Source organism: Nocardia gipuzkoensis, from assembly GCF_021183645.1.
Taxonomy (GTDB): Bacteria; Actinomycetota; Actinomycetes; order Mycobacteriales; family Mycobacteriaceae; genus Nocardia; species Nocardia abscessus.
In genome coordinates this window covers 4,273,266-4,298,299 of record NZ_CP089225.1, presented here as the reverse complement: position 1 = coordinate 4,298,299, position 25,034 = coordinate 4,273,266, and the positions used below count along the sequence as shown (strand labels likewise).

At 66.6% G+C, this 25,034-nt stretch carries 21 protein-coding genes; 10 read left to right on the top strand and 11 right to left on the bottom strand.

Translation table 11 applies throughout. The features are described 5' to 3' along the window. Positions 1 to 28: 28 nt before the first annotated feature. The 3 genes from LTT66_RS19405 to LTT66_RS19395 form a co-directional block, all read right to left on the bottom strand. Positions 29 to 421 (bottom strand): PIN domain-containing protein, encoded by a 393-nt coding sequence (locus LTT66_RS19405; RefSeq protein WP_233060035.1) that lies wholly within the window; start codon positions 419 to 421, stop codon positions 29 to 31. Then, positions 421 to 678: a hypothetical protein gene (locus tag LTT66_RS19400; RefSeq protein ID WP_195046562.1), complete on the bottom strand. Its 258-nt coding sequence runs from the start codon at positions 676 to 678 to the stop codon at positions 421 to 423. Before LTT66_RS19400 ends, LTT66_RS19405 begins: the two co-directional genes overlap by 1 nt. Before the next feature lie 158 nt (positions 679 to 836). Further along, a complete protein-coding gene (locus LTT66_RS19395; RefSeq protein ID WP_233060034.1) occupies positions 837 to 1,874 on the bottom strand; it encodes a GIY-YIG nuclease family protein in 1,038 nt (345 codons plus the stop codon). Between the two features lie 321 nt (positions 1,875 to 2,195). Here LTT66_RS19395 and LTT66_RS19390 point away from each other — a divergent pair, with 321 nt between their 5' ends. From LTT66_RS19390 to LTT66_RS19380, 3 genes are all read left to right on the top strand, one after another. Continuing rightward, positions 2,196 to 2,540, top strand: a complete 345-nt coding sequence (locus tag LTT66_RS19390; RefSeq protein ID WP_233060033.1) for a hypothetical protein — start codon at positions 2,196 to 2,198, stop codon at positions 2,538 to 2,540. Positions 2,541 to 2,552: 12 nt separating this feature from the next. Further along, positions 2,553 to 3,806 (top strand): DUF6973 domain-containing protein, encoded by a 1,254-nt coding sequence (locus LTT66_RS19385; RefSeq protein WP_233060032.1) that lies wholly within the window; start codon positions 2,553 to 2,555, stop codon positions 3,804 to 3,806. A 61-nt stretch (positions 3,807 to 3,867) separates the two neighbouring features. Beyond that, positions 3,868 to 4,632 (top strand): hypothetical protein, encoded by a 765-nt coding sequence (locus LTT66_RS19380; RefSeq protein ID WP_233060031.1) that lies wholly within the window; start codon positions 3,868 to 3,870, stop codon positions 4,630 to 4,632. Between the two features lie 109 nt (positions 4,633 to 4,741). Here LTT66_RS19380 and LTT66_RS19375 read toward each other — a convergent pair whose 3' ends face one another. Both LTT66_RS19375 and LTT66_RS19370 read right to left on the bottom strand, forming a co-directional pair. Then, the gene (locus tag LTT66_RS19375) at positions 4,742 to 4,948 is read right to left on the bottom strand and encodes a DUF397 domain-containing protein (protein ID WP_233060030.1); all 207 of its coding nucleotides are present in this window, start codon (positions 4,946 to 4,948) and stop codon (positions 4,742 to 4,744) included. 2 nt (positions 4,949 to 4,950) lie between these two features. Beyond that, the gene (locus tag LTT66_RS19370; RefSeq protein WP_233060029.1) at positions 4,951 to 5,754 is read right to left on the bottom strand and encodes a helix-turn-helix domain-containing protein; all 804 of its coding nucleotides are present in this window, start codon (positions 5,752 to 5,754) and stop codon (positions 4,951 to 4,953) included. Between the two features lie 607 nt (positions 5,755 to 6,361). Here LTT66_RS19370 and LTT66_RS19365 point away from each other — a divergent pair. Next, the gene (locus tag LTT66_RS19365; RefSeq protein ID WP_233060028.1) at positions 6,362 to 6,577 is read left to right on the top strand and encodes a hypothetical protein; all 216 of its coding nucleotides are present in this window, start codon (positions 6,362 to 6,364) and stop codon (positions 6,575 to 6,577) included. 24 nt (positions 6,578 to 6,601) lie between these two features. Here LTT66_RS19365 and LTT66_RS19360 read toward each other — a convergent pair whose 3' ends face one another. Next, a complete protein-coding gene (locus tag LTT66_RS19360) occupies positions 6,602 to 6,784 on the bottom strand; it encodes a hypothetical protein (protein ID WP_233060027.1) in 183 nt (60 codons plus the stop codon). Between the two features lie 278 nt (positions 6,785 to 7,062). Here LTT66_RS19360 and LTT66_RS19355 point away from each other — a divergent pair, with 278 nt between their 5' ends. Beyond that, positions 7,063 to 11,259 (top strand): CHAT domain-containing tetratricopeptide repeat protein, encoded by a 4,197-nt coding sequence (locus LTT66_RS19355; protein ID WP_233060026.1) that lies wholly within the window; start codon positions 7,063 to 7,065, stop codon positions 11,257 to 11,259. A 121-nt stretch (positions 11,260 to 11,380) separates the two neighbouring features. On the opposite strand, the gene LTT66_RS19350 is transcribed toward LTT66_RS19355, so the two are convergent. Beyond that, the gene (locus tag LTT66_RS19350) at positions 11,381 to 13,429 is read right to left on the bottom strand and encodes a nuclease-related domain-containing protein (protein ID WP_233060025.1); all 2,049 of its coding nucleotides are present in this window, start codon (positions 13,427 to 13,429) and stop codon (positions 11,381 to 11,383) included. A gap of 27 nt (positions 13,430 to 13,456) precedes the next feature. After that, positions 13,457 to 14,089 (bottom strand): TetR/AcrR family transcriptional regulator, encoded by a 633-nt coding sequence (locus LTT66_RS19345; protein ID WP_233060024.1) that lies wholly within the window; start codon positions 14,087 to 14,089, stop codon positions 13,457 to 13,459. Positions 14,090 to 14,159: 70 nt separating this feature from the next. On the opposite strand from LTT66_RS19345, the gene LTT66_RS19340 reads away from it, so the two are divergent. From LTT66_RS19340 to LTT66_RS19320, 5 genes are all read left to right on the top strand, one after another. After that, entirely contained in the window at positions 14,160 to 15,689 is a 1,530-nt protein-coding gene (locus LTT66_RS19340; protein ID WP_233060023.1) for a flavin-containing monooxygenase, read from the top strand. Then, complete coding sequence (locus LTT66_RS19335; protein ID WP_233060022.1) at positions 15,686 to 16,516, top strand: SDR family NAD(P)-dependent oxidoreductase; 831 nt, start codon at positions 15,686 to 15,688, stop codon at positions 16,514 to 16,516. The genes LTT66_RS19340 and LTT66_RS19335 overlap by 4 nt, the downstream gene beginning before the upstream one ends. A gap of 22 nt (positions 16,517 to 16,538) precedes the next feature. Beyond that, on the top strand, positions 16,539 to 17,456 hold the full coding sequence (locus LTT66_RS19330; RefSeq protein ID WP_233060021.1) for an alpha/beta hydrolase: 918 nt from the start codon (positions 16,539 to 16,541) through the stop codon (positions 17,454 to 17,456). Between the two features lie 118 nt (positions 17,457 to 17,574). Beyond that, positions 17,575 to 19,368: an AMP-dependent synthetase/ligase gene (locus LTT66_RS19325; RefSeq protein ID WP_233060020.1), complete on the top strand. Its 1,794-nt coding sequence runs from the start codon at positions 17,575 to 17,577 to the stop codon at positions 19,366 to 19,368. A gap of 171 nt (positions 19,369 to 19,539) precedes the next feature. Continuing rightward, positions 19,540 to 21,219, top strand: a complete 1,680-nt coding sequence (locus LTT66_RS19320; RefSeq protein ID WP_233060019.1) for a molybdopterin-dependent oxidoreductase — start codon at positions 19,540 to 19,542, stop codon at positions 21,217 to 21,219. A gap of 99 nt (positions 21,220 to 21,318) precedes the next feature. On the opposite strand, the gene LTT66_RS19315 is transcribed toward LTT66_RS19320, so the two are convergent. From LTT66_RS19315 to LTT66_RS19305, 3 genes are all read right to left on the bottom strand, one after another. Then, positions 21,319 to 22,800, bottom strand: coding sequence for a DHA2 family efflux MFS transporter permease subunit (locus LTT66_RS19315; RefSeq protein ID WP_195096257.1), 1,482 nt, complete (start codon positions 22,798 to 22,800; stop codon positions 21,319 to 21,321). 11 nt (positions 22,801 to 22,811) lie between these two features. After that, on the bottom strand, positions 22,812 to 23,516 hold the full coding sequence (locus tag LTT66_RS19310; protein WP_233060018.1) for a PadR family transcriptional regulator: 705 nt from the start codon (positions 23,514 to 23,516) through the stop codon (positions 22,812 to 22,814). 483 nt (positions 23,517 to 23,999) lie between these two features. Then, a complete protein-coding gene (locus LTT66_RS19305; protein ID WP_233060017.1) occupies positions 24,000 to 24,890 on the bottom strand; it encodes a glycine betaine ABC transporter substrate-binding protein in 891 nt (296 codons plus the stop codon). Positions 24,891 to 25,034 lie beyond the last annotated feature (144 nt).

The following is a 25,034-nucleotide window of genomic DNA, read 5'->3' as shown; positions in this document are numbered from 1 at the left end:
CCCGGCCCCGTTTCGTATCCCGACAAGCTCACACCTTGACGATCTCGATCTCCGGCCCACACAACAACGCCATATCCTCGGGATCCGACGTCACCACCGTGGCCAGCCCATGAACCGAGCGGGCCGACGCCGCGAGGACAGCGTCGATCGCGTACTTGTGTCCACCAAGGCCGTGCTCGCGCAACAGCGCGGCCGCCTGACCGGCCAACTCTCGAGTGACGGCGTGCACATCGATCTGCGACAGAGTCCACGCGATCCGGGCGGCATGCACTTTGCTGTAGTCGGCTTCCACAGTCGTCATAGCCGTGGTCGCCACTCGCACGCCGTCGTCTTTTGCCGCCTGCACCCACCCAAGCATGCGGCGATCCTTCCGATACAGCATGGACAGCCCCTCGCTGTCGAGGAACAGTACATCCGACATCAGGCGGCCGATCCGCGCGAACCCCGACGGCGCCGCTCGAAGCCCAACTCCGCTCGTGCCTCATCGATTTCCGCCCGCGTCAGCGGCTCGTTGTCCTTCTCGAAATCGGCCACCAACTCCCCCAGTTTGTCCATCGCGACACGCTGCTCCAACGCCTCGGCGACATAGGCGGAGAAGCCGCCGGGGCCCACATGGGCCCGAGCCTGCTCAGCGAGATCCTCCGGGAGACTGATCGAGTACTTCTTACTACCACCCATGCCCTGAATGCTACCAAGGGTAGCAACACGCCGCCAGCCTTTACACCTCGGATATCGCTCGAATGCTACGGCGCAAAATGGTCACGTCACGAATTCATCGGTTACCGAGCCCGCTCAGCCCAGCGGCATCAGATACCGTAGCGACACCCATACCCCCGTCATCGACGTGTTCGCTGCTGTACTGGAATGCACGCGCGTGCGACGCTTTTCGCCACGGAGTTACTCGGTGACCCTGGGCGCGGGTATTCGGGGTACACCGCTTGCACCAGTTGCGGACAGTGGTAACGGCTGTAAATGCAGAAGCGCTTACGCATGACGTCCAGGACCAATCCGGCCGCTGCGGTGGTGACGCACGGGTCATCGACCACACGCTGGAGACTGTTCAGAGTCCAGCACTGCACCGTTATGTCGTCACTGCCCGCGTCGGCATACTCGCCATACGACAACCGCACCCGAGGATGCCGACGCAAAAATTCGCGCTGGGCCTCGGCGCTGGGAACCAGCAGGCTGCGGCGGACATTGAGAAAGCCCGACAGGTCATCGGAGACGACGAATACCTCCATCGTGCCGACACTCACACAGAAACGGCGCTTGCCGCCGTAGGTCCCGGTACTTACCGACCAATACTGGAACTCAGTCGCACGCGGGAGGGGAACCGACGAGTCCAGGAAGGCTCGGAGCAGCGCGGTCACCTCACCAGCCTCCGGCTTCGCCTGGTACCGCCGCGCATGTGCCGCGTATCGGACCTCCTGCGCAGGCATCGACTTCAGCGGTGTCGCATCGGCGGCATTGTAGGCCTGCGGGTTGGCCAGCCACCGGCCCTGTTCGTCGGTGGGCAACAATTCGTCGAGGGCGTCGCGCCCAGCGGTGACTCTCGCGTTGATCACATTCCGCAGCGGTACACCGAGCGCCTCCAACTCGTGGGTGAAAATTCGCTCACGCCGCTTGAGCTTCTGTTTGGAGGCTACCTCCGGCAGAAATCGCACTGTGGCGATCTCGTCGCCCCACTTCGCGCGGTGCCCAGCCATCCGGCCCCGTAGATCCACAGATTCACCGACATAGAAGCTGTCGTCGTGGAATCGAAGCAAGTACCAGCCGCTCAGCACCGGCTGACCGGGCGGCAGCGCCACTGTTCGGGCCTCCGCGAACCGAAATGCGGTGCCGAAATTCCGGGAATCGGCCCAGCTCTCGGCCACCGATCCAGACGATGGGTTCACGGAGAGAGCATAGGACTCGAATACGAAATGCTCTCAGCACCAACCGTATTTGGTCGCTGCTTGGTCGAGGGTAGGGGTGGGGTTCACCCGGACGATCACGAACGGCTGAGGTGAGCCACGCTCACTCGCCGCACCCGGGCACACGCTGCGTATACTGGCCCGCCGCACTCCATTGATCTCAGCGCGCATCCCATCGTTCCGAAGGCGCACCAATCTAGACAACGTCGACCGGCTGCTCGCCTGAAGCAGTTGTAGGCGCAGCGACTTCCACCCCACCTTTGGCAGCCCGATCACGCCCGTATGTACGCTGTACCCTCCGAGACCGTTGATGTGGGGGTGGCCGGAGTGCAGATCGACCCCGTGACGCTGACAGATGCAGCGCGCGTATTGGAGTTCATCGCCGACGACGTCAAGGATCCGGTGAAGACGCCAGGGCTGGATGCCGCGGACTGCATCAAGTCGTTGCGGGATTCACCGATCGCCACCGCGCTCGTCGACGCCGATGGAGCGAGCGAGCAGGCCAAGATCGTGATGGAGAAACGATATCGCTGGATGGCCCATCTGCTGTACCTCACAGCGACAACGTTCCACGGCGTCGACGTCGACCTGGCCAACCAGCTGAACGCCATGGGCGGGTTGAACTGAATCGAGAACGCCATGTGGATGCCGAAGCTCGCCGATCTCATCAGTATCTCTGCCGGTGCGGAGTCTCAGTCGTTGGACGTGTCGGCCCTGAAGGCGCTCGGCGAACGTGCAGAGAATGTCGAGAAAGGGCTCAACGCCACGGCCGACGCGATGCGCAGGCAGATCCAGGCACTGGAGTGGTCGGGCGCCGCGAGCAGCGCCGCGACAGATCGCGCCGATCAGGAGTACCAGGACGTTCGCAGGATCGCCGATGCGCACGGTCGGCTCGGCGAACTGGCGATCGGCGCCTATAACGACATGTCCTACGCCGTCTCATTCTTGACGTCCACAGCGCTGCTGCTCATGTCCGAGGGCTTTACGGTTGACCAGGACTGGACGGTTCATGCGCCCGACGGCGGTGACAAGGATCGGGCCACCAATGACACCGTCAGTCTGCAGGCTCAAGCCAAGCACATCGGATCCTCCATGGAGACGTGGGCTCCGCAGATCACACAGGTCATCAGAGATATTCGACTGCTGGCACCGCCGTCGGCAGCGGACCGCTTCGCGACCGATCCAGCCGAAGTAGCCGAGATCAAGGGCAGACCCGCCGGGGCAGGACCGGCGACGCTACACGAGCGTCTGCTGGCCGAATACAATGTCACACCCGATCCGGACGGGACGGTCATGTTCCCTACCGATCCGGACAGCGCACTCGGCAAAGCTCTGGCAGCCGCCGGATTCGAGCCCAGACGAGTAACCGCCAGTGAGGCCCGAATGCTGTCCGAACTGGACTTGCATGGTGTCCTGGCGTTCTCCATGATCGAGCAGGCCGCCTCGGAGGAGGGTAAGACGATCTTCGAGGACAAGCCGCGCGCGGGCGGGGTGGGCGACGGTCACGCCGACGCGTTCCGGCACGCCTACTGGAACACTCTGCTGTCCAAAGAGTTCGGACAAGACTGGGCAAGCGCGTACACGACTGCGCACGAGCGCATCGACGGTCCGACTTCACACGCGAGCGCGGAGGCGATGGACCTGCACAACAACGAGGTGGGCCGTCGCATCCAAGCCGAGCATCCGAATGCGTCGCCGACCGAGCTGAAGGAGCTTGTGAAGAACGCGGTAGAAAGCGGTCAGTTGGTTGTCGTCGGACCCGACGGGCAATTGAAGTACAGCAACCAGGTGCCATTCGGCGATACGGGGATTACCGATAAAGAGCCCCCGGCGCGAGGTGGTCACGATCCGGAGGTAACGCGCGGTGAGCCCAAGAACGGAACCTACTACTAAGGGAAAGTGGCTTCGCAGGGCGCTGTGGGGCGTCCTTCTCCTCGCTGTGCCGGTGTTGGCGATGGTCGGACTGCTGGCGTATGTGGGCGGCGGGCCGTTCGAACCGCACTTGAGCCAGGACCAGAAGCTGTCGGCACAGTTGAACGACCTGTGGCGGAAGGGCGGCTCCGCGCCGCTGCGCGATCTCGCCAGCGGAGAATGGGACCGTGTCTACGTCTACCAGCAGGAATACCTCGGGCGAGAGCAGGTGGAGCGCGAAGTCGGCGCACCGGTGGAGATGGAGGACACGTTCTCCAAGCAGGGCGCCTCTGTGCTGGTCTTCGTGAAAGGGGATAGCGTCCAGCGGGCGGCATGGGTTGAAGTGCCGCTGATTTCGGGGATCTACACTGCCGACGTCGAGCTTCGGGCGCCCGGCTACCCGCGCTATCTCGAGTTCGTGGAGCCCCCGCCGGCCGGTCCACACCTGACCGAAGACACCGATCTGGAGGCGAAGAAAGACGAACTCTTCCGCACTCACGGATCAGCGCTGCTCCGCGATCTTACCGGCGGCGATTGGGACCGGGTCTACGTCGTGACCGCCGACACCCGTGGGAAAGTCGAGGCGTTCGTCGGCGCTCCGATCGAGATGGAGACCGTCTTCACCAAGCGCGGCAGCATTCTCGTTTTCACAAAGGACGGTTTGGTGCAACGAGCCGCGTACATCCGCGGGTATCTCCCTCCCGACGGAGTCTACAGTCCTGCCGTACGTCTCGACGCAAGCGTTGCCCCTCTGGAGGTGCGACTCGTCGATCCCACTCAGCCTACGACGACGACCCCGCCGCGGTAACTCGGCCGCTGCGTTTACGCGGACGGTTGGTCGGTGGCGGCCCGGGTTCGGTCGTGCGGCGCAACGAGGTCGAAGCGGTCGCTGCCCAGCACTCGCGCCGCCCACGGCATCAGACAGCGAGGTCATCGAACTCTCCGGCTTTACATCCCTCCAGCCAAGCGGCGAACTCGGCTCGGGTGAACTCCAATGTTCCGGCCTCAGGTGCGTTGCTGTTGCGGACCAGTACGCCCCCTGGAATCGCGGCAACCTCTACGCAAGTCTCCGGGCTGGTGAAGCTCGACTTCCGCCAGTCCAGTTCGTTCGAGTCCTGCTTCATACCTAGCATCTCCTGCTCCATCTCTCGGCGGCCTCCAATATGAACTCACGTGACTCTTTGGCAGACAGCGCTACTCGACACGCATGATCGAATGCGGCTGAGAAGTATGCAACTTCGTCCACATCCGTAAGAAACCGTCCACCGCCATTGCCCTCGACGTGCACCCGATCGTGGCCGCCCCACGGATGCGTCATAATCGAGAAGTCGCCTAACCTCAGAGCTTCATACAAGCCGGCGTCATACTTGCTGATCCGGATCGTCACGTTCGGCAAGTCCGCCAGCTCCGCCATTACCCGCATCTGCTCAGACATCACCGGTCCGTCCCCGATGCGAAGATGCAGCGCCGATTCCGGCTGCACTACGTCGACCATCAGATCGCCATTCCGCACTCGCTTCTGCCGGTAGATTCGCTGGTCGACCGTCCGCTGCAAGTAAGTGTCCGACATGCCGGAGATTCCCACCTTGCTACCAAGACTCTCGAGGTATCTGGGCGTCTGCAGAAGTCCGTAGACGGCCCGGCGCTCATGAGCGCGGACGATGGTTGCCGACTGCTCCATACCGAGATAGGTAGTCAGCCATTCCGGCATTTCACTGACGCGCGGCATGACCCCATTCAGCATCGCGTCCAGCTCGCGCATGGACACACCGACAGCCTCGGCATACCGTTCTCGCTGGGTCGGTTGCGGCGTGGACTCACCACGCTCCCACTTACCTAGTGTCGTTCTGTCGACCCCGACGAACTCTGCGATCTGCTCTTGAGTCTTCCCCGATGCCTTCCGCGCGTCGATCAGCCGCTTGCGTCGCATGGATGCATCATAGACATCTCTTAAGTGCCGTGGATCACATTCTTTTGAAGCGTCAAGCTATCAATGCGCCCGGGAAGAAGCGACGCCGCGAACGCCCTCGCAACCTGATCCGACGCCGTCATCATGTCGGACCGGGCGCACTCACACGTACGAGCATCCAGGGGGTCACTATGTCCGTATCCGCCGTAGCGGACGCGCTCGGCCGCTGCCACTACTACCGCACCGTCTGCCAATTGCCCTGCCACATAGATGATTCCGGGCGGATCGCCGTCACCATTGGCGGTCGAGTCCGCGCGGTCACCACGCCGGAGCCACTTGGAAACGCGATCCGTGACTACTTACTCGCCCGATCGTGGACAGGACCGATCGTATGGCACCGATCGCGTAGGTACACGTTTCTCACGGGCTACTCGGCTGAGGCCGACGACCATTCGCTCTACGCGCGTGCCCTGCTTCGCACGAACTCGCTGATCATCCCGCCACTCGGCATCGTCGCGCTGCCCTCTCCCACGGACCACGGAACCTACCGCAGATGGATAGAACCAGCTCGGGACGGCTACCGCCCATGCCTGAAAACGGTACTCGACGCCCTCGTCGCCTGCGCCACATGACCGATCCCAGCACACCGCGCCCCGACGAACCCGACCTCCATCTGAGCATCTTCCTGCACGGAACACAGCTGGACTACGCGGCGTGCCGCACCGCAGCCCTCCGCTTCATCGCGGAATGGCACGCCCGGGAGCACGAACCCATCACTGTCATTCCCGGCCCAACGGCCGGTCTCAGCCGGTTGCCGTGCGAGCGCCTCTACCTGGATCCGTGACCGCCGCCAGCGGGCAGGGAGCGGTCACTCCGGATCTTCCTCCGGCAAGGTTCGCAAGAACTCCGCGACTTCCACCGTGAATTCGTCCGCGAGCCCGTTGATGACGCAGAGATCTTCGTGCAATGCGGCGAGCAACGTCCTCGCCTCGGCGAACTGCCCGGTGCTGGCGAGCATTACACCGATGTCGAAGCGCAGGGCCAACGCCATTTCGCCGCCGTCGCTGTGGGCCGAGACGACCTCGTCCAGTACCGACCGCAGTGCGGCGATGCCGGGCCCAGCTGCCGAATCAGCTGACGACTGTCATCCTGCTACACCGCGACGCGCTGGATGTCAGCATATACAGCACGATATCGCTGCACTTCGTCCGACTTTTCAGATACAGCACACCCGTGTACTGCTCGATGGTCGCCGTATACCGTTGTGCCAGGGGTAACCGTGTGACAGCGTAGGCACTCGATGGGGCACGCGTCCGGGGGTGATGAGGTGTGAAGATCGGCGTCGCCTTCATCACGGGTGAAATCAAGCTGATGCAACGCAAATTGGCCACCATCCCCGCTGGCCACCCCGCGCGGGCGCTGTGCCTGTTCCGCCTCGGGGACGCTTTTCATCGCCGGTTCAAGGAGACAGGGGCGATGGCCGATCTGGACGAGGCAATCGTCTCCCTACGGGAGACCGTGGAGGTGATCCCTACCGGTCACCCGAACCTCGCCGTCGCGCTCACCGAATTGGCCGGCGGGCACTGGATCCGGTTCCAGCAGACGGAGGATTCGGCCGACCTGAACGAGGCGATGCGCACCACTCGACGCGCGGTGGACGCCACGCCCCCTGATCACCCCGAGATGGTCGCCCTGCTGGGTTTCATCGGGGCGTGTCTGAAGATTCGGTTCGAGCGGACGGGCGCACTGGCCGATCTGGACGAGATGGTCGACATGCTTCGGAGGGTGGTCGCGGCCACGCCGACTGATCACCCCGAGCGCGCCGGAAGGATCAGCGCGCTGAGCCGCGCGCTGCGGCATCAGTTCACGGTGACGATGGCGCTGCCCCATCTCGAGGAGGCGATCCAGGCCGGCCGACAGGCGGTAGCCGCCACGGACCCGGACCACCCCGAGCGTGCCCGCATGCTGTCCGATCTGGGGGTCTCTTTACGGGTGCGGGCTGAGCGGACCGGTGCGCGGGCCGATCTGGACGAGGCGATTCGACTGGGTCGGCAGGCGGTAGCCGAAACACCCCCCGACCACCCCAAGCGCGGCGACCACATGACCAGCCTCGGCCGCGCTCTGGTGGACCGGTTCGCGTGGGCGGGACTACCGGACGATCTGAACGAAGCGATCGATATCGGTCGACGAGCGGTAGCGGCCACAGCCTCGGATCACCCCGAGCGTGGCGCAAGTATGTCCATTCTCGGAGCGGCCCTGCGGTTCCGGTTCGGGCGAACAGGCGCCCCGGCCGATCTGGACGAGGCCGTCACTGCCCTGCGGAAGGCCGTGGAACTAGCTGATGACACCGTGCGTCCGGTGTCGCTGTCCGCTCTCGGGACCGCCCTTATGAACCGTTTCGAAAGGACCGGGGCGCAGGCCGACCTGGACGAGGCGATCCGGATCGGTCGGCAGGCGGTGGCAGCCGGCTCCGGCCGCTTCGACCTCGGCAACATCCTGTCCAGTCACGGGGTCGCGGTACTGAGGCGGTTCGAGCGGACCGGCGAAATGAGCGATCTGAACGAGGCTGTCGCCACCCTACGGAAAGCCGCGGACCTCTCGACCCCCGATCATCCCGACCTGGCGAGCACACTGACCAACCTGGCGATCACCTTGCTGAAGCGGTTCGAGCGGACCGGCCGGCTGCCCGATTTGGACGAGGCGATCGAAATCGGCCGACGGGCGGTGACAGCCATGCCCACCGGCCACCCGGACCGGGCCGGCACGCTGTCCAATCTCGTTACCTGCCTGGTGAGCCGATTTCAGCGGACAGGCGAAATGGCCGACTTGGACGCGGCGATCAGAATCGGTCGAGAGTCGGTCGCTGCCATGCCCACCGACCACCCCGGCCTGGCCGGCACGCTGTCCAATCTCGCGACCTGCCTGGTGAGCCGATTCCAACGAACGGGGCTGACGACGGACCTCGACGGGGCGATCGTCAACCTCCGGAAAGCGGTGGACGTCCTTCCTCCAGACCATCCCGGTCTTGTCACGATGCTGTCCAATCTCGGTGTCGCATTGTGGATGCGGTTCGATCGGACGGGAGCGCCGGTCGATCTGGACGAGGCGATCCGCATGAATCGGCTCGCGGTGGCAGCCACACCGGCCGACCACCCCGTCCGAGCCCGCCACTTGTCCAATCTCGCGATCCCCCTCCGGATTCGGTTCGAGTGGACGGGAGCGAATGACGACCTGGACGAGGCGATCCGAACGGGACGGCAGGCGGTCGCGGCCACGCCCACCGACCATCCCGACCTTCCCACCATGCTCTCCGAGCTCGCGGCCGCCCTGATGAGCCGGTTCGAGCGGACGGGGATTATCGCCGCTCTGGACGAAGCCATCGCCACCCTCAGGGGATCCTTGGACATCGTCCCTCCCGACCACCCCGCTCGTGCCGGGATCCTGTCGGGTCTCGGTGCCGCCCTCTGGAGGCGGTCCGAACAGACCGGGTCGGCGGCTGATCTGGACCAGGCGATCCCGATGGGCCGGGAGGCGGTCGCGGCCACGCCCGCAGATCATCCCGAACTCGCCGACCGACTGATCAATCTCACAGCGCCTCTGCATATCCGGTTCCAGCGGACGGGGACGACGGACGATCTGGACGAGGCGATCCGACTCGGTCGGCAGGCAGTCGCGGCCATGCCGACCGATCACCCAGGCCACGCCGTCACGCAGGTCAACCTCGCCGAAGTCCTGCGGGCACGATACGAGCTGACCGGCACGCCAACTGATCGGGAGGAGGCCACGACTGCCCTGCAGCACGCTGCCGAACTGGCCACAGCGCCACCGTCGATCCGCATTCGCGCAGCGCGCGCCGCCGCCGAACTCGCCGCGACGGCACAACCGGGCCGGGCGGCGGAGCTGCTGCGGGGGGCGATCCGATTGTTGCCCGAAGTCGCGCCACGCGAGTTGGCCCGCCCGGATCAACAGCATGCTCTGGGCGAGTACGCCGGAATCGCCTCCGACGCGGCGGCACTGGCGCTGGAAGATCCGTCCACACCGCCGGGCGAGCGGCCCATCCTGGCATTGCGGCTACTGGAGGCGGGGCGGGCAGTGCTGTTGAGCCAAGCATTGCAGGTCCGCAGCGACATCACCGATCTCGCGGAGCAGCATCCGGATCTGGCCTCCGACTTCATCCGATTGCGGAACCTTCTCGACCGGACGCCCGAGGCCGTCGCTGTGCCGGACACGGCGGCCGACCCGGTAGCGGACCGGGCGCGATCGGCACGGGAGTTGAACGACATGCTGGCGCGGATCCGTGCGCAGCCCGGATTCGAATCCTTCGCCCTGCCGCCGTCGGCGGACGAACTCACCGCTCGAGCCGACCAAGGCCCGGTGGTGGTATTCAACATCAGCCGATATCGCAGCGATGCGCTGCTGCTCACCCCGGACGGAACAACCTGCCTGCCGCTGCCCGGCCTGCGGCTCCAGACCGTGATCGACCAGGTTCTCGCCTTCCACGAAGCCTTACAGATCGCTGGTCATGGCCACACCGGGCAGCAGCGGCAAGCCGCCCAACGAGAGCTCGGCCGGATCCTGGAATGGCTGTGGGACAACGCCGCGGGCCCCGTCCTGGACGTCTTGGGCTACCTGGAGCGGCCTGCTCCGAACCGGACGAGCCCGCGAGTGTGGTGGATACCCGGCGGCCTGCTGGGTCTATTGCCCATCCACGCCGCAGGCTATCACAGCACACCGCCCGATCCCGCCGGTCGGGCCGTGATGGACCGGGTTGTCTCCTCCTACACCCCCACCGTCGCCGCCTTGCGCCACGCGCGCCTGCGCTCCGCGAACACCGAGCCACCTGCACGCAGTCCCGCACTCGTCCTCGGAATGCCGACCACCCCGGGCGTCGCGGGGCGCCTGCACCACGTACCCGATGAAGTCCGCACGGTCGCTGCCCACCTGTCGCCCGCGATCACGCTCACCGCGCCCGACGCCCAGGCCGACCTTCCTTCCGATGGCTCCGCGACCACGGCACCACCTGGCTCCACGACAACCCTTCCGACCAGAGACAATGTCCTGCATCATCTGCCCGACTGCGCCATCGCGCACTTCGCCTGCCACGGCGCCACCGATCCGGCCGACCCGTCCCGCAGCCACCTGCTGTTGCAGGACCACGACACGAACCCGCTCACCGTCGCCGCGCTCGCCCCGATTCACCTCGAGCACGCACGACTGGCTTACCTCTCGGCCTGCGAAACCGCTCTCACCGCCAACACCGAACTCCTCGACGAAGCCATCCATCTCACCTCGGCGTTCCAACTCGCGGGATACCCCCACGTCATCGGCACGCTGTGGACCATCGATGACGAGATCGCCGTCCGAATCGCCGATGCGTTCTACTCCGCCCTGGGCGCCACGAATCACGGCGGTGCGCTCGACGTGAATCACGCCGCATACGCACTGCACTACGCCATCCGCGATGTGCGCGACGCGCTTCCCGCCACCCCTTCGCTGTGGGCCACCTACCTGCACGCCGGGGCATGAGACGGACGACAGGCTTCCTTTCCCGCACCGGGCGGATGTACCGGAGCGTCATCGGCAACGCCACCAGCAGCGGACTCTGGTGGATGCCCGGATAAACGCCCTATCTGGGCGATCTGCGTTCTCAGCACTTGGGTTTGACGGGAGTGCACAGGGGCAGCAGATTCAGGCGGGCCGGAGTCTCCGTGACAGTCGGGGGCGGGGACACAACTTCGGTCGTGGACGCGGGCACTTGTGGCTGTTGTACGGCGCCGCCCGTGGGGGTCGAGCAGGAGGCGGCCAAAATCCAGATCGTGCCGATGACGAACACGATAAGCGCCACGGCCGCGATCTGTTGCGAGCGGTGCCCACGCGGCTGCGGCTTCTCGGCTGCGCGACCGGAAGTTCGTGCGGGCAGGGCGGTTATGCGCCGGAGATCCGCAATCCGTGGACGGCGCTCGAGGACAGCGGTCGGCGTGGATCGGCGCAGTGGCTGAGGTTCGGGACTGGGCGTGGACCACGATGCCGGCCGGCTCGGCGGAGATGCGGGCGCGGGCCGCTGGCGCAGTGGCCGGTCGGGGGCGGATTCGATCCACGACGACCAGTTGTCCGTGAACGACGGTCCGTGCGCTGAGTCCGCGACCGGATCCGGCGTGGCCGCGAGCCGTCCTTCGGAGCGCGGCGGCTTGGAGGCCCGTTCCGGGGCGTCATCCTCTGGCCCGTCCGCCGAATCGCGCGACTGCGCATACGCCGCAGCTGGCGGCGTGTGGTGCGTTTCTTCGCGACCGCCCAGATCGGGATCGACTGTCGCACCGGAGGACGCGGGTTCGAATGCCGCCGGCTCCGGCGCGAGGAATTCCGGTGCGAACGGGTCCGGCTCGGCAGGTCGCGTCGGCACCACCCTCGCAACGGGCGCATCCTGCGCAGGATGTGGCTCGGAGGCGTACACCACTCGGATGTCGTCTGATACATCCACGTATTCGAGCGGCTGCTGAACCGTCGACGAGAACGCGTCCGCTCGCTGTCCGCTCTCCGCATCGGATTGCATCGACAGTCCTGGCTGAGAAGCCTCGATTTCCGAGATATCGAGCTCCGAAGCGGCAGGTTCAGCGGCGTCGGTTGGCGTCCCCGCGGGTGTCTCGGACAGCGGCGGCGTCGACCGATCCGACTCCGGCGCGTGCTTACTTACCTCGACCGGTCCGTCATCCATCTCAGCGCTCCGCATCGAGTTGGATGCGGGTTGCGCCGCAACGGGAACCACGTCCGCCGACTCGGAAGCAAGCTCCGACGGCGGCGCGTCCGAATTTTTCGAGCTGTCATCGGTTTCCGAGATCTCGGCTGCCGTAGCTCTGCCGTCGACTGGACGCGGCTTGCGCGTCACGCTGTCCAGCGCCGCGAGCGTCCCGGTCCGCAACTTCCGCTCCGGGGGAAAACCGTCCGCGACCAAGTCGTCGATGGTGACCTGGTCGCCCAGGTTCAGATCGGTGAGCAGGGCGTGGGTGCGTTCGGCGGTCCAGATGAGTTTGCGGCTCGCGGTGCGGTGGAACCACGCGCGAAGGTCGACGGGCGTGGTTCCGAGGACCACTGCGCAACCGCGCCGACGTGATTCGACGTGCAGCGTGAGGTTCGAGTCCTTGGGCGGCACCACCACGATGAGGCCGTCCACGAAGGCTTCGGCATTGTGCTTGCGCACCAGTGCCTTCAGGTTGAAGACGTTGCTCGTCACCTGGTCGAACGGGCTGCTGTCGTGGTCGCGCACGTGGATCGGGTCGCCCGCGAAGCCGGACAGCCGCCAGCGCCCGTTGGCCTGCACCGAGAGAACGCCCGTCGTGGCTTCCGGGACGGCGCCCTTCACCTCGATCACGACCGCCGCCCTGGGCGTGATGACCACCAGATCGGCCTCTTGCGTCTCGTCCGTGCGGTCGCGCTCGGGTAGATAACACCCCGAGATCGCCAGCCCCACAATGACGTACTGGCCGGTCCAGGTCCGCATCCAGTTCAGCACACGCTGCTCGGATTGCGGCGCCGTCGTTCGTTCGTTGATGACCAACATCGGCGGCCTCCATCGTCGTCCCACGCCATGGACCCCACAACGGTAAGCGCCGGGACAATCGGCACAAAATCGAAAGGCACTGGAGGAGCACGGTATTGGCAGCACAAGGGCATACAGAGTACGGCGTGTGGGCAGCGCCACAGTGGGGACGTGCGACGCGGGAACCCGTCAACCCCGCAGCGCCGAGGCCAAGGCCGGATCGACGGAGAAGGCTATGGCGATCAGCGACTCGACCAGCAGGTCGACGAGTTGTTCGCGGGAGACGGGTTCGGAACGCAGCCACGTCAGGGTGGATTCCTCGACGAACGCGATCCAGCCGCGCATGGCGAGCATGAGGCGGGGATGGTCGGGCTCGGAGACCGGCACGGGCGTCTCGGCGAGGATGATCTCGATGATGGCGTCGCGAGTCTGGTCCACCAAGGGGGCCAGGTCGGGGCTGACGCTGGTCGGGCCGCGCAGGAGCGCGAGGTAAGAGGTCCGGTTCTCGGTGACGTACTCGATGTAGCGCTCGATCGAGTCGCGCAGCATGTCGAAGAGGCCGAGCGAGCGGTCCGGGACGACGCGCTCGAGCAGTTCGGCGTTGGCGTGTCGCACGATCGCCAGCTGGAAATCCTGCTTGGTCGGGAAGTAGTGGAACAGCAGGCCGCGGGAGATGCCGGCCTGGGCGGCGATCTCGCTGACGGAGATGTCCTCGATGGCGCGTTCGCCGAGCATTTTGGCGCCCAAGGTGATCAGCTGCTCGCGGCGCTCGTCGGGGCTGAGCCGCGTGCGCCTGGGGGCGTCTCCTTGGGTTCTGGTCACCAGCACATCCTACTGAACGGAAGTCAATATACTGTTGACTCGTGCTCAATAGCACCGTAGTCTCCATTACATGAGTCGCAAGGTTACAGACAAAGCTGTCGCCGCCCGACCCACGCGCCACGCCAGGACGATCATCATCGGCAGCGGGTTCGCGGGTTTGGGTCTGGCCATCCGGCTGACCCAGCAGGGTCGCAACGACTTCCTCGTGCTGGAGCGCGGCAGCGACGTCGGCGGCACCTGGCGCGACAACACCTACCCCGGCGCCGCCTGCGACGTCCCCTCGCACCTGTACTCGTACTCGTTCGCGCTGAACCCGAACTGGTCGCGGTCGTTCTCCCGGCAGGGTGAGATCCAGCAGTACATCCAGGACGTGTCCAAGCGCTACGACGTGCGCGACAAGCACATCTTCGACTGCGACGTGACCAGCGCCCGCTGGAACAACGAGGCCTCCCGCTGGGAGATCGAGTCGACCAAGGGCAGCTTCACCGCCGACACGGTGGTGTCGGCGGTCGGCGCGCTGTGCGAGCCCGCGTTGCCGGACATCAAAGGCATCGGCGAGTTCGAAGGCGAGATCTTCCACTCCGCGCGCTGGAACCACGACGCCGACCTCACCGGCAAGCGGGTAGCCATCATCGGCACCGGCGCCTCGGCCATTCAGATCGTGCCCGCCATCGCGACGCAGGTCGGCCACTTGGACGTCTACCAGCGCACCGCGCCGTGGCTGCTGCCGCGCCTGGACCGCCCGTACACGAAGGCCGAGCGACTCGCCTTCAAGTACGTGCCCGGCCTGCAGCGACTATCCCGCGCGGCCATCTACGCCGCGCGCGAGACCCAGGTGGTCGGCTTGGCCAAGGCTCCGGCCATGATGCAGCTGTTCGAGGCCATCGCGAAGGCCAAACTGCGCTACGAGATCCGCGATCCGCGGTTGCGCGCCAAGGTCACGCCGAACTTCCGGATCGGCTGCAAGCGCATGCTGATCTCCAACGACTACTACCCGGCGCTGTCGCGCCCCAACGTCGACGTGGTCACCGACGGCATCGCCGAGGTGCGCGCGAACTCGATCGTCACCGAGGACGGCACCGAGCGCGAAATCGACGCGCTGATCGTGGCGACCGGCTTCCACGTCACCGACTCGCCTACCTACGACACGATCGCGGGCCGCGACGGCCGCACCCTGTCGGAGGTGTTCGACGAGATCGGCCAGCAGGGGTACAAGGGCGCCTCGATCGCCAACTTCCCCAACATGTTCTTCCTGCTGGGGCCGAACGTGGGCCTCGGGCACACCTCGATGGTGTACATGATCGAATCGCAGATCAATTACATCGCCGACGCACTGGCTACCATCGACCGCCTCGACCTGCGTACCGTGGAAGTGCGCCGCGACGTGCAGGATGCCTACAACAAGGAGCTGCAGGCGAAGCTGGCCGGGAGCGTCTGGCTCACCGGCGGGTGCTCGAGCTGGTACCTGGACAAGCACGGCAACAACACCACGCTGTGGCCGGACTTCACTTTCGAATTCCGTAGGCTGACCAAGACTTTCGACGTGGCGGCGTACGACATCTCCATTTCCCGAACCGATGTGAAAGCAGTGGCATCGTGAGCAGTGACGCTTACTTCAAGAACAAGGTCTGTGTGATCACCGGAGCGGGCTCCGGCATCGGTCGTGCGCTGGCGGTGAATCTGGCCAGGCGCGGCGCCAAGCTGGCGCTGTCGGACATCGACGTCGAGGGTCTGGCCGAGACCACCCGCCGCTGCGAGCAGCTGGGCGCCGAAGTCAAATCCGACCGGCTGAACGTGGTCGAACGCGAAGCGGTGATCCTCTACGCCGACGCGGTGAAAGCGCACTTCGGCACCGTGCACCAGGTCTACAACAACGCCGGCATCGCCCACCACGGCGAGGTCATCCGCTCGGAGTACAAGGACTTCGAGCGCGTGATGGACGTCGATTTCTGGGGTGTCGTCAACGGCACCAAGGCGTTTCTGCCGATGGTCATCGAGTCCGGCGACGGCCACATCGTCAACGTCTCCAGCCTGTTCGGGCTGATCGCGATCCCCGGTCAGTCCGCGTACAACGCGGCCAAGTTCGCGGTGCGCGGCTTCACCGAGTCGCTGCGTCAGGAGATGCTGGTCGCGCGGCACCCGGTCAAGGTCACCTGCGTGCACCCCGGCGGCATCAAGACCGCGGTCGCGCGCAACGCCACCTACGCCGAGGGCATCGACAGCAAGTCGGCCGCGTCGATGTTCGACAAGAAGCTGGCCATCCACACCCCGGAGATGGCGGCGCAGACCATCACCGAGGGCGTGCGCAAGGGGCACGGCCGCGTGCTGATCGGCTGGGAGGCCAAACTGCTGGATCTGTTCGTCCGGGTGACCGCGTCGGGCTACCAGCGGATCGCGGCCAACGTCGAACGCCGCTTCCTGCCCTGATCCCGGGATTCGAGAAACGACGATGCGGGACATCAACCTTCCGCTGCCCGTCGCGCGGGCGGTACTGAATCCGATCTTCCGGGTGACGCTGAACAAGCGGCTGCCGTTCGCGGTGCAGCGCAGGCTGCTCGACGTGAGCTCGCGGGCGCAGCTGCTGCCCGCGGGCGCGGTCGTGCGAGCTACACGGCTGGGCGGCAGGCCCGCCGAGCGAATCGGCTTCGCCGACACCGCCGACGACGGCGCCGTCCTCTATCTCCACGGGGGCGGCTACGCGGTCGGCTCCCTGGCGACACACCGCTCACTGGCGGCCCGCCTGGCGCGAGACACCGGTTACGCGGTCTACGTGCTGGACTACCGCCTCGCGCCGGAACACCCGCTCCCCGCGGCGCTCGATGACGCCGAGGCCGCTTTCCTCGAACTCGTGACGAGCGAGGGATTCCAGCCGGGCCGGATCGCCGTCTCGGGCGATTCCGCGGGGGGCGGGCTGTCGCTCGCGCTCGCGCAACGCCTGATCGCCCGGCACGGGCAGACCCCGGCGGCGCTCGGGCTCATCGCACCGTGGGCCGACCCCAACGAGATCCCGGAGCGCGAACGCGACCTGGTGATCAGCAAGCCGTGGTCACGCGCCTGCGCGTCCGCCTACCTGGGCGCCGGTGACTCGGCCGATCCGTCCTACGCCCCGCTGACCGGTGAACTGCGCGGCCTGCCGCCGACCTACGTCCAAGTGGACCTGAGCGAACTGCTGCACGGCCAGTGCGTGGCGCTGGTCGCCGCGCTGCGCGAGGCGGGCGTGCACGTCCGCTTCACCGAGAGCAAGGGATTGTGGCACGTCGCACAGTTGCAGGCCGCGCTGGCCGCGCCCGCGGCGGCCGCGCTGCGCGAACTCGCGGAGTTCCTGCGCGAAGCCATTCAACCGGCGGACCTGCGCGAACTAGGATGAAATCCGAGCGGGTCCCTACCCTGCGGTGATGTACGGAGGCGATTTCGGTGGTCGACCTCACGACCCTGGCGCAGGTGTCGTAGATTACTGGCGAGTAAACCCACGTGGAAGGGCACTGATGCGAGAGTTCGAAGTCCCGGCTTCCTACACCATTCCGGATGACGCGAACAATTCCGACAACGTCTTCCGCCACGCCGAGCAAGCGCCGAACGCGGTGCTGTTCAATGTGCCGAACGGCAGTGGCGGCTGGCAGGATGTCACAGCCGCGGAGTTCGCGAAGACCGTGACGGGCGTGGCGAAAGGCTTGATCGCCTCGGGCCTCGACTTCGGCGATCGCGTCGCCATCATGGCGCCGACGCGCTACGAATGGGCCGTCCTCGATTTCGCCATCTGGGCCGCGGGCGGCTGCACCGTCGCGATCTACGACAGCTCCGCCGCCGAGCAGGCCAAGTGGATTCTGCAGGACTCGGCCACCAAGCTGCTGATCCTGGACAGCGACAAGCACCGCAAGGTGATCGATGAGATCGAAACCGGGTCGCTGCCCGACCTGCGGGAGATCCTGCAGATCGACAAGGGCGCGCTGGACGAGCTGATCAGTCGTGGCGCCGACCTGGACGACCAGGCCGTGCACGACCGCCGCGCCCAGGTGGGCGCGCAGTCCCCGGCCACCCTGATCTACACCTCGGGCACCACCGGCCGCCCCAAGGGCGTCATGCTGACCCACGCGAACCTGTACGCGGAGTCCAAGTCCGACCGTATCGCGCTGCAGAAGTACGTCACCGAGGGCAAGAAGACCCTCATGTTCCTGCCGCTGGCGCACGTCTTCGCCCGCGCCGTCGCGCTCGCCGCGTTCGACGCGAAGGTGATCGTCGCGCACACCGCCGACTGGTCCACCCTGGTCGAGCAGTTCGGCAGCTACCGCCCGCACTTCATCCTCTCGGTGCCCCGGGTGTTCGAGAAGGTGTTCAACAGCGCCAAGCAGAAGGCTCACGACGGCGGCAAGGGCAAGATCTTCGACGCCGCCGCCGCCACCGCCATCGCGTGGAGCGAGGCGCTCGACAACGGCGGACCGGGCGTCGGGCTGAAGCTCAAGCACGCGCTGTTCGACAAGCTGGTCTACAGCAAGCTGCGCGCGGCCCTCGGCGGCCAGTGCGAGGCGGCCGTCTCCGGAGGCGGCCCGCTCGGCGCGCGGCTGGGCCACTTCTTCCGCGGCGTCGGCGTGACCATCTACGAGGGCTACGGTCTCACCGAGACCACCGCGGCCATCGCGGTCAACACCCCGGAGCAGATCCGGGTCGGCTCGGTCGGCCGCCCGATCGAGGGCCACGCCGCCAAGATCGCCGAGGACGGTGAGCTGCTGCTGCGCGGCTCGGTCGTGTTCGACGGTTACTGGGGCAACGCGGAGGCCACCGAGGACGCGTTCGAGGACGGCTGGTTCAAGACCGGCGATCTCGGCGCCATCGACGGCGACGGCTTCATCACCATCACCGGCCGCAAGAAGGAGATCATCGTCACCGCCGGCGGCAAGAACGTCTCCCCCGCGCTGCTGGAGGACTCGCTGCGGGCACACCCGCTGATCAGCCAGGTGATGGTGGTCGGCGACGGCCAGCCGTTCATCGGCGCGCTGATCACGCTGGACCCGGAGTCGCTGCCCGGCTGGAAGGAACGCAACAACCTGCCCGCCGACACCCCGATCGAGAAGCTGATCGAGAACCCGGATCTGATCGCCGAGGTGAACGCGGCGGTGGCCGAGACCAACAAGAAGGTCTCGCACGCCGAGCAGATCAAGAAGACCCGTCTGCTGACCATCGACTGGACCCAGGAGACCGGCGAGCTCACCCCGAAGATGTCGCTCAAGCGCGCGGTCGTGATGAAGCAGCACGCCGACGACGTGGCGAGCATCTACAACTGAGCTGATCGCTGCGAGGCGCTGTCCGCGAATTGTTCCCGGACAGCGCCTTTCGCGTTCCCGAGGGCTGGGCACCCGCACTCGACCGGGACCGCCACCGGCGTGAACGCCGCAACGGTGACCGGTGGATCGGTCACCGGCCGCGAGGGCCGACCCCGCAGTAGTCTCGATGCCATGGCCGATCTGCGACTGCGCGTGGTGGCCGGGATCGTCTCGGCGGGGCTGACGCTGGGTGTGGCCGAACTGTTCGCGGCTTTCCTCGGGCCCGACAACGCGCCGCTGCACGTCCTCGGCTCGGCCGTGGTCGACCACACGCCCGACGGGTTGCGGGAATGGGCCATCACCACCTTCGGCACGAACGACAAGGCCGTGCTGTACCTGGTCATGGGCGTGATCACCGTGCTGGTCGCCGGGCTGGCGGGAGCCGTCGAGCGGACCGACCGCGCCGCCGGGTCGTGGTTGTTCGTCGCTTTCGGGGTCCTCACGGCATGGCTGGCCGTTACTCGGACGGGTCTGTCCGCCGCGATGCCGACTGTCGTCGGTGTGGCCGTGGGTATCTGCGCGCTGCGTGCGCTCACCCGTCGAATCGACGCGACAACACAAGTCCTTCCCGCCGACGGCCGGGCCGGGGCAGGGCGCTCGACCGTCGATTCCGAGACCCAGCCCAGGGCGGAAACGTCGCGGACTTCCGGAGCCGAAGGGCATCGAGGTCACGCCGAGCGCACCGCGGGCACCGGCGATGTGTCCGACGCTTCCGCTGATGGCGGCTCCGCCATCGGTTCGTCTCCGGAGCGCAGGCAGGTCTTGCAGGGACTGCTGGTGGCGAGTGGGCTGGCCGTAACCGCCGGGGTCACCGGACGACTGCTGGGCGCCAGGCGCAGCGACGTTTCGGGTGAACGCGCCGCGGTGCGGCTGCCGGAGCCGACTGCTCCCGCCGCACCTCTCGCACCCGGCGTCGATCTCCGAGTGTCCGGGCTGACGCCGTACCTGACCCCCAACGACGACTTCTACCGGATCGATACCGCGCTGATCGTTCCACAGGTCTCCAAGGACAGCTGGTCGCTGCGCATCCACGGCATGGTCGACCGGGAAATCCGGTTGAGCTGGGCGGATCTGGCGAACCGTCCGGTAGAGGAACACCTGGTCACCCTGGCCTGTGTGTCGAATCCGGTCGGCGGTGACCTGATCGGCAACGCGCGGTGGCTCGGCTACCGCGTGGATCGGCTGCTCGCCGAAGCCGGACCGCACCCCGATGCGGACATGGTGCTCTCGCACAGCGCCGACGGCTGGACCGCGGGCACTCCGCTGGCGGTGCTCACCGACGGACGCGACGCCCTGCTGGCTGTCGGCATGAACGGCGAACCCCTTCCGGTGCAGCACGGTTACCCGGCCCGGCTGGTCGTGCCCGGTCTCTACGGCTACGTCTCGGCCACCAAATGGGTGACCGAACTGGAAGTCACCCGCTTCGACCGCGCCACCGCGTACTGGACCCGGCGCGGCTGGTCGGCACTCGGCCCGATCAAGACCGGCACCCGCATCGACACTCCACGCGCTCGCGGCCGCCTCCAGCCGGGCCGCATCCCGATCGCCGGTGTCACCTGGGCACAGCATCGCGGCATCCGCGCCGTGGAAGTCCAGATCGACAACGGCCCCTGGCAGCAGGCCCGCCTTTCCGACGAACAGTCCATCGACACCTGGCGCCAGTGGGTCTTCGACTGGGATGCCCTTTCCGGCCCGCACACCATCCGCGCCCGCGCCACCGACGGAACCGGCGAAACCCAAACCGCCGAACGCCGCGACGTGATCCCCGACGGCGCCACCGGCTATCCCTCGGTCACTGTCCAGATCGCCTGAGCGCAACCCATTCCCGATCGAACCACCGGGCCGGGACGCTGCGCCGACGAACATGCCCCGCAGAAGGGCGTCTTCCGCGGGGCATGAGGTTTCGGGACGTCAGCTCGCCGCCGAGTCGGCCGTGGCTCGTTCTTTCTCGAGTTGCGCCGGAGCGGACGCGCCGTGGCGGATGAACAGTACCGAGGCGGCGACGCCGAGGAGCAGGATGGCCGCGGGGAGCAGGGTGGACTGGCTCAGCGCGGTGCTGAAGGAGTCCTTCACGAACTCCGGGATCGGGCCCTGGCCCGCGCCGCCCTCGGCGACGGTCCCGCCGCCCAGTCCGTTCGCCGTCATCCTGGCCGCCACCAGCGCGCTGATCGCCGCACTGCCGAGCACCGAGCCCACCTGGCGGGTGGTGTTGTAGACACCGGCGCCCGCACCGGCCTGCTGGACCGGCAGGTTGTGGGTCGCGGTGGCCGCCAGCGGAGCCCAGATGCAGGCGTTGGCGAAGCCGGCCAGTGCGGCGGCCACCAGGAACCACACCAGCGACGAGTGCGGGTCCATCAGTACCGAGAACCAGAACACCGACAGCGCGAACAGGCCGAAGCCGATGGTGGGCACGGTTCTCGGGTGCAACCGGTCGGCGAACTTGCCGACCAGCGGGGCCGCGAAGCCGGTCACGATCGCCATGGGCGCGAAGACCAGCGCGGACTTGGTCGGCGACATCTCCCGCACGGCCTGCAGGTAGAAGTACGTCGGCACCATCAGGGAGGTCACCGCCGCACCCATCGCGGCGATCGCGGCATTGGACAGCGCGAAGTTGCGGTCCCGGAACAGGCTGAGCGGCAGCAGCGGCTCCCCCTTGTTCCTGGCCTGGTTGACCAAGAACACCGCGAGCACCACCAGGCCGGCACCGATCAACAGCCAGATCCGCAACGACCAGTCGTAGCTGTTGCCCTCCTGGATACCGAACACCAGCAAGAACATGCCGATACCGCTGAGCAGCACGCCGGGGATGTCGAACTTGTGCTCGTGGGTGGGCAGCGCGGGCACCAGCCAGACCGCCAGCGCGAAGGCGACCGCACCGACCGGGACGTTCACGATGAAGATCCACTCCCAGCCGAGCCCGTCCACCAGCACACCGCCGAGGATCGGCCCGATCAGCGTCGCCAGTCCCGCGACGCCACCCCACAGACCCATCGCGGCGCCGCGCCGGTCCGGCGGGAAAGTCCTGGTGATCACGGCCATGGTCTGCGGCGTCATCAGCGCGGCGCCGACACCCTGTGCGGCGCGCGCGGCGATCAGCATGCCGATGCTGCCGGACAGGCCGCACCACAGCGACGCGGCGGTGAACACCGCCAAGCCGATCAGATAGATGTTCTTGGGGCCGAAGCGGTCGCCCAACCTTCCGGTGACCAGCAGCGGCACCGCGTAGGTGAGCAGGTAGGCGCTGGTCACCCAGATCACCTGGGAGATATCGGCGTGCAGGCTCGTCATGATCGCGGGATTGGCGACCGCGACGATCGTCATGTCCAGCAGGATCATGAAGAAGCCGACAACCAGCGCGAGTAGCGCCGGCCACGGATTGCGTGGTGTGGACATGTGTTTCGTTCCTAACTCGGACTATCCGAAAAGTTCGGGTCGCGGTTCTCCACGAGGCCGCTCGGCACCGGTGGCGTCGTGCCTGCGTCGGTCGATGGGCCGTCGCCGGAGCCGGCGGGCGCGCCGGTCCGGGGGTCGAAGTTCTCCCATTCGATCGCGTCACTGTCCAATTCGGCCGTGAACTCCTCGACCCAGGTCAGTTCGGCGGCCAACATCGCCCGCAAGTAGGGCAGGGCGATCCAGTAGCGGCGCGGGACGGCGTGCTCTCGAGCCCACGCACTCAGCATGTCGGTGTCGGCCAACTCGGCTTTCAGCACGCCGATCCGTTCGCGCAGCAACGCGAGCGCCTCAGGCTTGGGCAGGTTGTGCATCTCGCCCAGCGCCACCGGGAAGATCGGATACTCCGGAACGGGTCGCCGCACGATCTCGGCGATCCGGTTGCGCAGTGCGTCCCTGCCGCGCCCGGTGATCCGGTAGGTGGTGCGTTCGGGCCGGTTGCCCGCCCGGTCGACGCCCTCGGCGCGGACCAATTCCTGGTCGGCCAGCCGGGACACGGTGTGGTACAGCGAACCGGGCCGCACCTTCACCAGCTTGTCCTCCCGCCGGGCGATCAGCGTCTGGAACATCTCGTACGGATGCATGGGCCGCTCCTCGAGCAGCGCGAGCACAGCGATGGCCAGCGGCGTGACCGATGAATGCGCCTGCTCTTGCCCCACGCCTGTGGACCTCCGTTGTGAACGAGTCTCGACCTGTCAGCCGCCTACACGCCGAGTTTGCCCCGCAAGGGTATCGGCGGATGGCGACATGCTCCACGCTAAATATTCCACGTGGAATATACGGCGCGGAGCAGTCCGTCGGCAAGGGCGGGTGACCGGTGATGGGCGACACAGTTCTCTGGCCGGCGCGTTCCCGATGGCCTGCCGAATAGATGAGAGGCCGTCGAGATGCGACTCTCGACGGCCTCTCGATCAGCTCCCGCCGCGAGGTCGGCGACGTCGGCGACCCCGGTACAGCGCCATTGCTGATACGGGACTGTGTGGTGATGTTGGCGAAGCCCACCAGAGGGCTCGACTAGAAGACTATGCCCGGGCTCTCCGGAGCGGCAGTGTCGGATGCGACATCTATCGCTCGATTTCCGACATCAGTTCTTGCGTTGGCCGTGAACCTCACCGGGGTATCGAAGCGGACCGGTCGACCGGCTACAGGGCGTGCTGGTCCAGCCAGTCGCGCGCGACATCCCCCGGTGCCGAGCCCTCGTCACGAACGCGCCGGATCATCGCGGCCAGCTCGTCCGTCGTCAGTTCACCCGCGACATAGTTCAGCTTCTTGATCTGGCGCTGGTCCAGCAAGCCCTTGCGGAACAGCGGCAGCACATTCTCGGCGCGCACCGCGTAATCGTCGTCGGACAGCACGGCCAGACCGTCGGTCGCACCGGGCGCCAGTTCGGGCGGACCGCTCAGCAGACCGGCCTGGACCTGACCGTCGAGCAACGCTTTTCGCAGCGCGGCCGGATCCGGGAACGCCACGGTGGCCGCGAAGTCGCACCCGCCGACGCGATCGCGCCCCGCCGACGGCAACAGGCCGGGCGCGACTGCCACGCCCACGGTCAGCTCACCGCAGCGTGGGGCGAGATCGCCCACGGAACGCACCTTGTCCTGGGCCGCCGCCTGCGCGGTGAGCAGCACCCGCGGTCGCAGATCGGCGCCGTCGGCGAAGTCGGAGACCACCAGCCCCTCGGGCAGTGCGGCACTCACCGCGTTCGCCACCTTTTTCGGCAGCCGATCCGTCGCGTGTTCGTCGAAATGGGTCAGCAACGCGCCGGTGTGCTCGGCGACCACTTGGACCCGGTCGGCGTCCAGCGCGGCGAGGTAGTCCTCCCGGCCACCCAGGCGCGCGGAGACCGCGGTGCGCGTCCCGGTACGCGCCAGTGCGCCCGCATAGATTTCGGCGAGCACCGACGACTCCACCGAATCTCCCGCGCCGACGGTGATCGACGATCCCGGCGCGTCGTTCCCGCAGGACACGACCAGCGCGACGGAAGCGACCACCAGCAACCGAGCCAGCAACCGCTGTGACGCGGCCAACATCATCCGGCGACACCAACTCTCCGTCGAATCGACACAGCCAACAGAAAAACCCGGAAGCGGGCAGTATGGACACCCAGAATGTACCGGCGGCCGCTCGGTGCCGAGACCGCGCACCGCCGTCATGTCGGAAGGACTGTCGTGAAATCC

What these genes read in the sequence shown, in the direction of transcription:
- LTT66_RS19405 (WP_233060035.1), bottom strand. Translation starts at nt 421, where the DNA reads ATGTCGGATGTACTGTTCCTCGACAGCGAGGGGCTGTCCATGCTGTAT.
- LTT66_RS19400 (WP_195046562.1), bottom strand. Translation starts at nt 678, where the DNA reads ATGGGTGGTAGTAAGAAGTACTCGATCAGTCTCCCGGAGGATCTCGCT.
- LTT66_RS19390 (WP_233060033.1), top strand. Translation starts at nt 2,196, where the DNA reads ATGTACGCTGTACCCTCCGAGACCGTTGATGTGGGGGTGGCCGGAGTG.
- LTT66_RS19385 (WP_233060032.1), top strand. Translation starts at nt 2,553, where the DNA reads ATGTGGATGCCGAAGCTCGCCGATCTCATCAGTATCTCTGCCGGTGCG.
- LTT66_RS19380 (WP_233060031.1), top strand. Translation starts at nt 3,868, where the DNA reads ATGGTCGGACTGCTGGCGTATGTGGGCGGCGGGCCGTTCGAACCGCAC.
- LTT66_RS19375 (WP_233060030.1), bottom strand. Translation starts at nt 4,948, where the DNA reads ATGAAGCAGGACTCGAACGAACTGGACTGGCGGAAGTCGAGCTTCACC.
- LTT66_RS19370 (WP_233060029.1), bottom strand. Translation starts at nt 5,754, where the DNA reads ATGCGACGCAAGCGGCTGATCGACGCGCGGAAGGCATCGGGGAAGACT.
- LTT66_RS19365 (WP_233060028.1), top strand. Translation starts at nt 6,362, where the DNA reads ATGACCGATCCCAGCACACCGCGCCCCGACGAACCCGACCTCCATCTG.
- LTT66_RS19360 (WP_233060027.1), bottom strand. Translation starts at nt 6,784, where the DNA reads ATGGCGTTGGCCCTGCGCTTCGACATCGGTGTAATGCTCGCCAGCACC.
- LTT66_RS19340 (WP_233060023.1), top strand. Translation starts at nt 14,160, where the DNA reads ATGAGTCGCAAGGTTACAGACAAAGCTGTCGCCGCCCGACCCACGCGC.
- LTT66_RS19330 (WP_233060021.1), top strand. Translation starts at nt 16,539, where the DNA reads ATGCGGGACATCAACCTTCCGCTGCCCGTCGCGCGGGCGGTACTGAAT.
- LTT66_RS19325 (WP_233060020.1), top strand. Translation starts at nt 17,575, where the DNA reads ATGCGAGAGTTCGAAGTCCCGGCTTCCTACACCATTCCGGATGACGCG.
- LTT66_RS19320 (WP_233060019.1), top strand. Translation starts at nt 19,540, where the DNA reads ATGGCCGATCTGCGACTGCGCGTGGTGGCCGGGATCGTCTCGGCGGGG.
- LTT66_RS19315 (WP_195096257.1), bottom strand. Translation starts at nt 22,800, where the DNA reads ATGTCCACACCACGCAATCCGTGGCCGGCGCTACTCGCGCTGGTTGTC.
- LTT66_RS19305 (WP_233060017.1), bottom strand. Translation starts at nt 24,890, where the DNA reads ATGATGTTGGCCGCGTCACAGCGGTTGCTGGCTCGGTTGCTGGTGGTC.